Source organism: Ferrovibrio sp. (assembly GCF_029255545.1).
GTDB lineage: Bacteria > Pseudomonadota > Alphaproteobacteria > Ferrovibrionales > Ferrovibrionaceae > Ferrovibrio.
Genome location: NZ_JANLJJ010000046.1, coordinates 1 through 3,989, shown reverse-complemented (window position 1 = coordinate 3,989; position 3,989 = coordinate 1). Strand labels below are relative to the sequence as shown.

Below are 3,989 nucleotides of genomic sequence, written 5' to 3'. Positions count from 1 at the left end.
TCATCAACCTGCTGGCGATGTGTGGTTGCATCGGCCAGTCGGGTGGTGGCTGGTCACATTACGTGGGCCAGGAAAAGCTGCGTCCGCAATGTGGCTGGCTGCCGCTGGCCTTCGCGCTGGACTGGCACCGTCCACCGCGCCAGCAGAATTCTACGTCGTTCTTCTATGCCCATACCGGCCAGTGGCGATACGAGAAGCTGGCGGTGGAGGAAATCCTCTCACCGGTGGCGCCGAAGAAACTGACGGGCTCGCTGATCGATTTCAATGTGCGGGCCGAGCGCATGGGATGGTTGCCCAGCGCGCCGCAGATCGAGCGCAATCCGCTGCATCTGGCCAAGGAGGCCGCGGCTGCCGGGCAGGAGCCCGGACCCTATCTGATCGACAAGCTGAAAAGCGGCAATGTCCGCATGTCCTGCGAGGATCCGGACAACCCGGTCAATTTCCCACGCAACATGTTCGTCTGGCGCTCCAACATCCTGGGCTCCAGCGGCAAGGGGCATGAATATTTCCTCAAATACCTGCTCGGCACCCAGCATGGTGTGCAGGGCAAGGATCTGGGGGAAGAGGGCGGCCGCAAACCGGAAGAAGTGGTCTGGCGCGATGCCGCGGAAGGCAAGCTCGACCTGCTGGTGACACTCGACTTCCGCATGTCCACCACCTGCATGTATTCCGACATCGTGCTGCCCACGGCCACTTGGTACGAGAAGCACGACATGAACACCTCCGACATGCATCCCTTCATCCATCCGCTGTCGGCGGCGGTTGATCCGGCCTGGGAGGCACGCAGCGACTGGGAAATCTTCAAGGGCATCGCCAAGAAATTCTCCACCGTCTGCGAAGGCCATCTTGGCGTCGAGAAGGATATCGTGCTCACCCCGCTGATGCACGACACCCCGGCCGAGCTGGGCCAGGCTTTCGAGCCGAAGGACTGGCGCAAGGGCGAGATCGAGCCCATTCCGGGCAAGACCATGCCGCAGATCACGGTGGTCGAACGCGATTATCCGAACACCTACAAGAAGTTCACCTCGCTCGGTCCGCTCATGAGCAAGATCGGCAATGGCGGCAAGGGCATCAGCTGGAATACCCAGCATGAGGTGGACTTCCTGGGCAAGCTGAATGGCAAGGTCACCGAGCCGGGCGTCAGTTATGGCCTGCCGAAGATCGAGACCGATATCGAGGCGGCCGAGGTGATCCTGTCGCTGGCGCCGGAAACCAACGGCGAGGTGGCGGTGAAATCCTGGGCGGCCTTGTCCAAGGCGACCGGTCGCGACCATACCCACCTAGCCATCCCGCGCGAGGACGACAAGCTGCGCTTCCGCGATCTGCAGGCGCAGCCGCGCAAGATCATCTCGTCGCCGACCTGGAGCGGTCTGGAATCCGAGCATGTTAGCTACAATGCCTGTTATACCAACGTGCACGAGCTGATCCCCTGGCGCACGCTCACCGGCCGGCAGCAGCTTTATCAGGATCACCCCTGGATGCTGGCCTTCGGCGAAGGCCTGACCACCTACCGCCCGCCGATCGACACGCGCAGCGTGGCCGAGGTGCATGGCAAGCGCAGCAACGGCAACCCGGAAATCCTGCTGAACTTCATCACGCCGCACCAGAAATGGGGCATCCACAGCACCTATACCGACAACCTGATGATGCTCACGCTCTCGCGTGGCGGGCCGATCGTCTGGCTCAGCGAGGTGGATGCCAAGAAGGCCGGCGTCGAGGACAACGACTGGGTCGAGGTCTTCAACTCCAACGGTGCGCTGGTGGCGCGTGCGGTGGTAAGCCAGCGCGTCAACGAGGGTATGATCCTGATGTATCACGCCCAGGAGAAGATCGTGAACGTGCCGGGCAGCGAGATCACGGGTGCCCGTGGCGGCATCCATAACTCGGTGACGCGCGCCACGGTCAAACCGACCCATATGATCGGCGGCTATGCCCAGCTCAGCTACGGCTTCAACTACTACGGCACGATCGGCACCAACCGCGATGAATTCGTCGTGGTGCGCAAGATGGCCAATGTGGATTGGCTGGACGGCCCGCGGCCCAGCACCGCGGCGGCCGAATAAGCCAGCACAGACCAAGGAGATAGTCCCATGAAAGTCCGTGCTCAAATCGCCATGGTCCTGAACTTGGACAAGTGCATCGGTTGCCATACCTGCTCGGTGACCTGCAAGAATGTCTGGACCTCGCGCGAAGGCGTCGAATACGCCTGGTTCAACAATGTCGAGACCAAACCCGGTATCGGCTATCCCAAGGAATGGGAGAACCAGGACAAGTGGCAGGGTGGCTGGAAGCGCACCCGCGGCGGCAAAATCGAGCCACGCATCGGCGGCAGGTGGCGCATCCTGGCGAAGATATTCGCTAATCCGCACCTGCCTGAGATCGACGATTATTACGAGCCCTTCACCTTCGAATACGATCACCTGCAGACGGCGCCGGAATCGGAAGCCATGCCTGTGGCCCGTCCGGTGTCGCTGATCACCGGCAAGCGGATGGAAAAGATCGAGTGGGGCCCGAACTGGGAAGAAATCCTCGGCACCGAGTTTGCCAAGCGCTCGAAGGACAAGAACTTCGATGGCATCCAGAAGGAGATCTACGGGCAGTTCGAGAACACCTTCATGTTCTATCTGCCGCGCCTGTGCGAGCATTGCCTGAATCCGGCCTGCGTCGCAGCCTGTCCCTCGGGCTCGATCTACAAGCGCGAGGAAGATGGCATCGTCCTGATCGACCAGGATAAATGCCGCGGCTGGCGTATGTGCGTCAGCGCCTGCCCCTACAAGAAGATTTACTACAACTGGAAATCCGGCAAGGCGGAGAAGTGCATCTTCTGCTTCCCGCGCATCGAGGCGGGCGAACCGACGGTCTGCTCGGAAACCTGCGTCGGCCGCATCCGCTATCTCGGCGTGCTGCTTTACGATGCCGACCGCATCGAGGAGGCCGCCTCGGCGCCGACCGAGCAGGACCTCTATCAGGCCCAGCTCGATATTTTCCTGAATCCGCATGACCCGGCGGTGATCGAGCAGGCCCGCCGCGACGGTGTGCCGGAGAACTGGCTGGAGGCGGCGCGCAATTCGCCGACCTACAAGATGGCGATCGACTGGAAGATCGCCTTCCCGCTGCATCCGGAATACCGCACCCTGCCGATGGTGTGGTATGTGCCGCCGCTGTCGCCGATCCAGGCCGCCGCCGATGCCGGCAAGATCGCCATGGCCGATGAGATCGCCGATGTGCGCAGCCTGCGCATCCCGGTGAAGTATCTGGCCAACCTGCTCACCGCCGGTGCCGAGGAACCTGTCGTGCAGGCACTGGAGCGTATGATGGCCATGCGGGTGTTCATGCGCAGCCGCCATGTCGAGGCTAAGGAAAACAAGGCCGTGCTCGAACAGGTGGGCCTGAGCCTCGCCCAGGTCGAGGACATGTACAAGATCATGGCGATCGCCAATTACGAGGATCGTTATGTGATACCATCCACCCATCGCGAATATGCCGAGAATGCCTTCGATTTGCGCGGCGGCTGCGGCTTTTCCTTCGGTTCGGGCTGCTCGGGCGGCAAGGAACCGGCCAACCTGTTCGCGCCGGGCCGCCAGGCCGCGGCCGGGGAGTGATCATCATGCGCATCCTGAAAGCCCTTTCCGCCCTGCTCGATTATCCCACCGCCGACCTGCAGGCGGCATTGCCGGAAATCCGCGCCATCATCGAGGCCGATCTCAAGCCAAGCCCGAAGGTTGCCGGCGCGCTCGGCAACCTGGTCGCCGAACTGGACGCCGCCGACCTGATGGCGTTGCAGGAACGCTTCACCAGCCTGTTCGACCGCGGTCGCTCCGTCGCCCTGCATCTGTATGAGCATGTGCATGGCGATTCGCGCGACCGCGGCCCGGCCATGGTGGCGCTGATCGAACTCTATCGCAGCCACGGCTTCGAGCCGCATCCGCGCGAACTGCCCGATTACCTGCCGCTGCTGCTGGAATTCCTCAGCCAGATCGATCCGCAGG

3 protein-coding genes are annotated in these 3,989 nt (G+C 62.2%); all 3 read left to right on the top strand.

The genetic code is table 11. The annotated features are described in order from the left end of the window. On the top strand, window positions 1–2,063 hold a 2,063-nt coding region (locus Q1J79_RS09280), incomplete at its 5' end, for a nitrate reductase subunit alpha (protein ID WP_300299511.1). Between the two features lie 27 nt (window positions 2,064–2,090). After that, a complete protein-coding gene (gene narH / locus Q1J79_RS09275) occupies window positions 2,091–3,602 on the top strand; it encodes a nitrate reductase subunit beta (protein ID WP_300299509.1) in 1,512 nt (503 codons plus the stop codon). A gap of 5 nt (window positions 3,603–3,607) precedes the next feature. Then, on the top strand, window positions 3,608–3,989 hold a 382-nt coding region (gene narJ / locus Q1J79_RS09270), incomplete at its 3' end, for a nitrate reductase molybdenum cofactor assembly chaperone (RefSeq protein ID WP_300299507.1).